The organism is uncultured Neisseria sp., from assembly GCF_951230505.1.
GTDB lineage: Bacteria > Pseudomonadota > Gammaproteobacteria > Burkholderiales > Neisseriaceae > Neisseria.
Genome location: NZ_CATNVN010000097.1, coordinates 1 through 6954 on the forward strand (window position 1 = coordinate 1; position 6954 = coordinate 6954).

General features: G+C 52.0%; 6 protein-coding genes. 3 read left to right on the plus strand and 3 right to left on the minus strand.

The genetic code is table 11. The annotated features are described in order from the left end of the window. The first annotated feature begins 356 nt into the window (after window positions 1-356). Window positions 357-857 carry a hypothetical protein gene (locus tag Q1M25_RS06920; RefSeq protein ID WP_300483273.1) on the plus strand — a complete coding sequence of 167 codons (501 nt, stop codon included), beginning with the start codon at window positions 357-359 and terminating at the stop codon, window positions 855-857. Between the two features lie 48 nt (window positions 858-905). Here the strand turns inward: Q1M25_RS06920 and Q1M25_RS06925 are convergent, their stop codons facing one another. The 3 genes from Q1M25_RS06925 to Q1M25_RS06935 all read right to left on the minus strand — a co-directional run bounded on the left by Q1M25_RS06925 (window position 906) and on the right by Q1M25_RS06935 (window position 3802). Next, complete coding sequence (locus Q1M25_RS06925; RefSeq protein WP_300483275.1) at window positions 906-2261, minus strand: PFL family protein; 1356 nt, start codon at window positions 2259-2261, stop codon at window positions 906-908. A gap of 15 nt (window positions 2262-2276) precedes the next feature. Beyond that, entirely contained in the window at window positions 2277-2549 is a 273-nt protein-coding gene (locus Q1M25_RS06930) for an ACT domain-containing protein (RefSeq protein WP_003680574.1), read from the minus strand. Between the two features lie 107 nt (window positions 2550-2656). Continuing rightward, window positions 2657-3802, minus strand: a complete 1146-nt coding sequence (locus tag Q1M25_RS06935) for a polyamine ABC transporter substrate-binding protein (RefSeq protein ID WP_300483279.1) — start codon at window positions 3800-3802, stop codon at window positions 2657-2659. Between the two features lie 328 nt (window positions 3803-4130). Here Q1M25_RS06935 and Q1M25_RS06940 point away from each other — a divergent pair, with 328 nt between their 5' ends. Both Q1M25_RS06940 and parE read left to right on the plus strand, forming a co-directional pair. Next, entirely contained in the window at window positions 4131-4667 is a 537-nt protein-coding gene (locus tag Q1M25_RS06940; RefSeq protein WP_049336237.1) for an RNA pyrophosphohydrolase, read from the plus strand. 68 nt (window positions 4668-4735) lie between these two features. Further along, window positions 4736-6721, plus strand: a complete 1986-nt coding sequence (parE, locus tag Q1M25_RS06945; RefSeq protein ID WP_300483283.1) for a DNA topoisomerase IV subunit B — start codon at window positions 4736-4738, stop codon at window positions 6719-6721. Window positions 6722-6954 lie beyond the last annotated feature (233 nt).

Here is a 6954-nt window from a genome sequence, read left to right on the forward strand (position 1 = left end):
GCCCGACTGCGACGAAATCGTGTTCGGCGTACACCACGCCAACCGCGCCGCCATCGGCCTGTACCAAAGCTGCGGATTTGCCGATACGGGGCGAACCTTTATGGGCACAAAGGGGCTGCAATATATTTACAGCAAAACGATTCGGTAAAAGGCCGTCTGAAAAACTGAAAACGACCGGTTTCCAACTCCCTCTCCTGCGCTCGCGCGGGGGAGGGTTGGGGAGGGGGTGGCGTTTCACAGAAACGCTTTGCCGCCGCCTCGTAATGTTCCCGAAGCCGCAAACGCCCCCACCCTAGCTCTCCCCCGCAAGCAGGAGAGGGAACGAATAGGCCGTCCGCACCCAAAAGACCCCAAAAATGACCGCTAAAACCCTGTTCAAAGCCATCAAAAAACGCCTGCAAACGCTGCGCATCCGTGCGGGCAAGGCGTGGCTCGACCGTGCGCCGGTGCCGTCTGAAAAGCCGCTTGCGCCGGAGAATATCGGCGGTATTCTGTTTTTGCGCCAAGACGGCAAAATCGGCGACTACATCGTCAGCTCGTTTGCCTTTCGCGAAATCAAAAAATCCGCGCCGCACATCCGCATCGGCGTGGTCTGCACCGAGGCCAACCGCAGCCTGTTTGACGCCAATCCGCATATCGACGCGGTGCATATTGTCCAAGCCAAAAGCAGCCGCTCGTATCGGGAAACCGGCCGCTCGATTGCAGGGCAATATGATGTCGTTATCGATCCCACCATATTGGTGCGCAACCGCGATTTGGTTTTAATCCGCAGCATCAGCGCGCCCTACAACATCGGCTTTGCCAAAGAAAACTACCACATTTTCAACCGCAACATCGCCGATAAAAAACAGCATTAAAGGCCGTCTGAAAATCAATTTCAGACGGCCTTTTATTTATCAATCCAATCAGTTTTTCATCGATTGAACCGGAGCCGGGATTCTACCGCCTCGGTTGACGAACACTTCGCATGAGCCTTCTTTGACCGGCATTACAGGCGCGTAGCCCAACAGGCCGCCGAACTCAACGCTGTCGCCGACGGTTTTGCCGGTTACCGGAATAATACGCACGGCGGTGGTTTTGCTGTTGATCATGCCGATGGCGGCTTCGTCGGCGATGATGCCGGAAATGGTATGAGCAGGCGTATCGCCGGGGACGGCAATCATGTCCAAACCAACGGAGCAGACGGCTGTCATGGCTTCGAGTTTGTCCAGTGTCAGCACACCGGCTTCGGCAGCTGCAATCATGCCCTCGTCTTCGGAAACAGGGATAAATGCGCCGCTCAGGCCGCCGACCGCGCTGGAAGCCATCATGCCGCCTTTTTTCACGGCATCGTTCAGCAATGCCAAGGCAGCCGTCGTGCCGTGCGTACCGCAGACGCTCAAGCCCATTTCTTCAAGGATGCGCGCCACCGAGTCGCCGACGGCGGGGGTCGGTGCCAGCGACAAATCAAGAATACCGAACGGGATGCCCAGTATTTTCGAGGCTTCGCGACCGATGAGTTCGCCCACGCGGGTAATTTTGAAAGCAGTTTTCTTCACTACTTCCGCAACTTCGGTCAATGTCGTTGCATCTGAATTTTCCAACGCGGCTTTTACGACACCCGGGCCGGATACGCCGACATTGATAACGGCGTCCGCTTCGCCCGCACCGTGAAACGCGCCCGCCATAAACGGATTGTCTTCCACCGCATTGCAGAACACGACGATTTTGGCGCAGCCGAAACCTTCGGGCGTAATTTCAGCCGTACGTTTGATGGTTTCGCCTGCCAGCTTGACCGCATCCATATTGATACCGGCACGCGTGCTGCCGATATTGATGGAGCTGCACACGATATCGGTAGTCTTCATGGCTTCGGGAATGGAACGGATCAGTACCTCATCCGAAGGCGACATACCTTTTTGCACCAGCGCAGAAAAGCCGCCGATAAAGGACACGCCGATGGCTTTGGCAGCCTTATCCAAAGTTTGCGCCACGCTGACATAGGAATCAGCATGGGTGGCCGCCGCGATTTGGGCAATTGGCGTAACGGAAATGCGCTGATTCACAATCGGCACGCCGTATTTGGCAGACAGATATTTTGCCGTCGCCACCAAGTCTTTGCCGACTGTGGTAATTTTATTGTAAATATTTTGGTTCAACACATTGATATCGCTGCTGATACAGTCGTGCAGATCAATGCCGATGGTAATGGTGCGCACGTCAAAGTTCTGGTCGGCCACCATTTTGACGGTTTCTAAAATCTCGCCGGATTGAATACTCATGACTCTCCCTCCGACTTAAATACGGTGCATGGCTTGGAAAATTTCTTCGTTTTGCATACGGATATCAAGCGCGAGTTTTTTGCTCTCTTCCGCAAACAAATCCAAAACCTCTTGACGCGATTTGGTGCATTTTGAAGTATCCACCAAAATAATCATGGTAAAAAAATCGTCCATCAGCTGTTGGCTGATATTGAGAATATTGATTTGGTTTTCCGCTAAAATTTTGGAAACGTCGTACACAATGCCCACACGGTCTTTGCCGATGACGGTGATGACTGAATTGTTCATAACGCTGTTTCTCCTCATAGGATATTTGAAAAGTGTTGACAATTATAACACTCAGGCCGTCTGAAAAACTGTTTCAGACGGCCTGAGTATTCAAATTTCAATTTTAATTATCGCCCTGCTTTCAAAGCCTGCCACAAGCGAACGCTGAGTTTGCTCGCATCGGTTGACTTGGGGGAGACGATGAAGCTTTTTTCCATCAATTCTTTGCTTGGGAAAATCGATTCGTCAGAGGTGTATTTTTCATCCATCAAATCACGCGCCGGACGGCTGGCCGGAGCATAAGTCACATAGTTGCCGTTTTTGGCCGCTGTTTCCGGATTGAGCGTGTGATTGATATATTTGTGTGCATTGGCCACATTTTGCGCATCACGCGGAATCATCAGCGAATCCACCCAAATACCGACGCCGCTTTTCGGCGCCAATACTTCGACTTCAACGCCGTTTCCGGCTTCTTTGGCACGGGTTTTGGCAATATTGAGGTCGCCGCCGTAGCCTACCGATACGCAAAGATTACCGGCAGCCATATCGTCGATATAGCCGGATGAGGTAAAGCGTTTGATGTCAGGACGCACTTTTTTCATCATATCGACGGCGGCTTTGATATCGTCAGGGTTTTCGCTGTTCGGATCTTTGCCCAAATAATGTAAAGCCAAAGGAATCTGCTCGATGGCGCTGTCGAAATAGCTGATGCCGCAGGATTTCAGTTTTTGGGTGTATTCAGGGTTAAACACCAAATCCCATTCGTTTTCAGGCAGCTTATCCGTACCCAAAGCCTTTTGAACCTGCTGTTTGTTAATCGCCAGCGTATTGATACCCCAGAAATAAGGGACGGCATATTCGTTGCCCGGATCGACGGTTTCCATCATTTTCAACAAATCGGGATCGATATTGGCGTAATCGGGAATTTGCGATTTGTCGATTTTTTGATACGCGCCGGCTTTAATCTGGCGGCCGACATTGGCAATAGACGGCGCAACCAGGTCATAACCCGACTTGCCGGTCAGCAGCTTGGCTTCCAGCGCTTCGTTGCTGTCGTAGTAATCGTAGCGGACGTTGATATGCGTTTTGTTTTCAAACGCAGACAGCGTGGCAGGATCAACATAATCCGACCAGTTGTAGATATTGAGTTTATCCGTTTGAGAGGAAGAAGTTTGAGTTTGAGATGCGGAAGATTCTGCGGCGGTTTCTTTTCCACCGCTACACGCAGTCAAGACGAGGCTCACGATTGCCGCCGCCATCAAAGATTTTTTCATGGTTTCAGACCTTTTGTTCGGGGGGTAAAAATATTGCAGCGGTGGCAGATGCCACTTACAAAAGGGAAACTGTGGGGGCGGCCGGCATGTGTCCTTTGCCCTTGATTCAGCAAGGTTTGCATTAAACGGCAAAAAGCTTTTGAATGCAAGACCTTAAAGCAGAAAAAATTCTCCCTTTTCAGACGGCCTGAAGCTATGGTTTTATTCATAAACAACATTTTTTCAGAAACGGTTTCATGCCGTCTGGAAAAAACTGTGTGCTTATTCAGACGGCCTCAAGATTTGTCAAAACCGCCCAATTTGTGGGAAAATTGCACGATTGAATTTAATGAAGGGCGACCCCGTGTTAGACAGAGAAGGCTATCGCCCCAATGTCGGTATTATCCTGATTAACGAACGTAACGAAGTCTTTTGGGGCAAACGCGTACGCGAACATTCATGGCAATTTCCGCAAGGCGGCATCAAGCCGGGCGAAAGTCCTGAGACCGCCATGTACCGCGAATTGTACGAAGAAGTCGGCTTGTTGCCGCAACACATCAAAATCGTTGGCCGTACGCGCGACTGGTTGCGTTATGACGTTCCCAGCCACTGGGTGCGCCGCGAATGGCGCGGTTCGTATCGCGGACAAAAACAGATTTGGTATCTTTTGCGTTTGGTCGGCCGCGACAGCGACGTCAACCTCCGTGCCTGCCACCATCCTGAATTCGACGGCTGGCGTTGGCACCAATACTGGGCGCCGGTTGACGAAGTCATCGACTTCAAGCGCGGCGTATATTTGGACGCATTGACCGAACTCTCCCGTTTCTTGCGCGGCATAGAAAGCTATGAAGACTTTATCCGTCGCAATCCAATAGAAAACCTATAACCCAAACGCTTTCAGGCCGTCTGAAAGCGTTGTTTTTCATCTTTTCAGACGGCCTTTACATTATTCCTATGGCTAAAAACAATCAATACAGCGAATCCAGCATTACCGTCCTCAAAGGCTTGGAGCCGGTCAAAGAACGCCCCGGCATGTACACCCGTACCGACAGCCCAACCCATATCTGTCAGGAAGTGATTGATAACGCGGCGGACGAGGCGTTGGGTGGTTTCGCAACTGCAATCGACGTGCAAATTCATGAAGACGGTTCACTTTCCGTCCGTGATAACGGCCGCGGCATTCCCGTCGGCCTGCACCCTGAAGAAGGCGTACCCGTAGTCGAACTCGTGTTCACCCGTCTGCACGCAGGCGGCAAGTTCAACAAAAAAGACGGCGGCAGCGCCTATGCCTTTTCAGGTGGCCTGCACGGCGTCGGCGTATCTGTTACCAACGCCCTTTCCACCCGCCTTGAAGTAACGGTCAAACGCGAAGGCAAAGTCCACCGCATCGTCTTTTCCGGTGGCGACGTCATTGAGCCATTGACCGAAGTGGGCAAATGCGCCGTCAAAGACAGCGGTACTGAAGTGCGCGTGTGGCCGGACGGTAAATATTTTGAAAGCCCGAATTACAGCATTCCCGAACTCGAACGCCTGCTGCGCGCCAAAGCCGTGCTGTTGCCGGGCGTGCGCGTTTCCCTGACCCGTCCGGTCAAAGGCGAAGACGAAGCATACACCCAAACTTGGCACTACCCGGACGGCCTGAAAAGCTATTTGACCGATCTGATTGCCGACGCTCAGGAAGCCGTACCTATCTTCTCTTGTGAAAACTACATTTCAGACGGCCACAACGGCGATTTCAGCATTGGTGAAGGTGCCGCGTTTGCCCTGACTTGGCTGGAAGAAGGCTCGTGTGCCAACGAAAGCTACGTCAACCTGATTCCCACCCCTTTGGGCGGCACGCATGAAGCAGGCTTGAAACAAGCCGTGTTCAACGCCGTCAACAACTTTATCAATCTGCATAACCTCTTGCCGCGCGGCGTGAAAGTGCAAAGCGACGACGTGTTCAGCAAAATCGCCTTCGTCCTCTCCGCCCGCGTCCTCGACCCGCAATTCCAAGGTCAGACCAAAGACAAACTGACCAACCGCGACGCGTTGAAACTCGTTGCCGCCGTATCGGGTGACCCTTTGGAATTGTGGCTAAACCAAAACGTGGACTACGGCAAAAAAATCGCCGAACTCGCTATCCGTCAGGCACAAGCACGGATGCGTTCGGTTAAAAAAATTGAAAAGAAAAAAGGCAGCGGCGTCGCTGTCCTGCCCGGTAAGCTGACCGACTGCGAAAGCGAAGACATCCGCGAAAACGAACTCTTCCTCGTCGAAGGCGATTCCGCCGGCGGCTCCGCCAAACTCGCCCGCGACAAAGCCACACAGGCCATCCTGCCCCTGCGCGGCAAAGTGCTCAACAGCTTCGAAGTCCACCCCGACCAGCTCTTCGGTAACGCCGAAATCCATGATATTTCCGTCGCCATCGGTGTCGATCCGCACGGCACCAACGACAATCCCGATTTAAGCGGCCTGCGCTACGGCAAAATCGCCATCCTGTCCGATGCCGACGTGGACGGCTCGCATATTCAAGTTTTGCTGCTGACACTGTTCTACCGCCACTTCCCCAAACTGGTTGCCGACGGACATATCTACGTCGCCCAGCCGCCGCTGTTCCGCGTCGATGTCAACGCACAAGGCAAAAGCAAACCCGCCCGCAAATTCTACGCCCTCGACCAAAACGAACTCGACAGCATTTTGGAGCGATTACAAAAAGAAGGTGTTAAAGAAACTGCTTATTCCATCAGCCGTTTCAAAGGCTTGGGCGAGATGAACCCCGACCAGCTCAAAGACACTACCATGCACCCCGACACCCGCCGCCTGTTGCAGGTACAAATCCCCAAAGGCGCGGATGATGAAACACGCGACATCTTCGTCAAACTGATGGGCAAAGGCGAAGCCGCCGCCCGCCGCGCATGGATGGAAAAAGAAGGTGATACGGCAGAATTGGATATCTAATCTATTGTTTCAATAGACTAAAGGCCGTCTGAAACTTTAATAGTTTCAGACGGCCTTTATTGAATGATAAGAAAATTAAGGTTGAAGAGTATTTCAATACTCTGTACTTACCTGTTTCTATTTTTGCAGCTTAATTGAGTTGTTAAGACAAATAAAAAAGCACTGATATTATCAGTGCTTTTTAAATAATGGCGCGGCGGACGGGGCTCGAACCCGCGACCCCCGGCGTGACA